1 protein-coding gene is annotated in these 411 nt (G+C 51.8%); it reads left to right on the top strand.

From position 1 onward, the window contains the following. On the top strand, window positions 1–411 hold a 411-nt coding region (locus BFP92_RS31640), incomplete at both ends, for an immunoglobulin-like domain-containing protein (RefSeq protein WP_170875813.1).

Here is a 411-nt window from a genome sequence, read left to right as displayed (position 1 = left end):
AAACCCCGGTGACTGTCACCTTGAGCAATGGCTCGGTGATTACCATCAAGGCTGGGGAGTCGGTTGGTACTGTTGTGGTCGATACACCGGCTAACGACGTCTACAACAATGGCTCGACTGTCAGCACCACTATTACCGGTGTGACCGGCGGCAATTTTGAGAATCTGGTACCGAGCACCACGCCTGCGGTTACTACGATTACGGATTCGATCGATAACACCACCGTTTCCCTGACTGCTGATAAAGCGTCGGTGGTTGAAGGTGGTGATATCACTTACACCGCGACTTTGACTAACAAAGCGCAAACTGACGTCACTGTGACGCTTTCGAACGGTCAGACGATCACTATTAAAGCCGGTGAGACCACAGGCTCGACTGTGTTCAACACACCAGCCAACGACGTCTATAACA

Origin of the sequence: Pseudomonas sp. 58 R 3, assembly GCF_900006605.1 — a bacterium.
GTDB classification, from domain to species: Bacteria; Pseudomonadota; Gammaproteobacteria; order Pseudomonadales; family Pseudomonadaceae; genus Aquipseudomonas; species Aquipseudomonas salomonii.
Note: the sequence above shows the minus strand (reverse complement) of the source record. Positions and strands in the feature narration are given on the sequence as shown.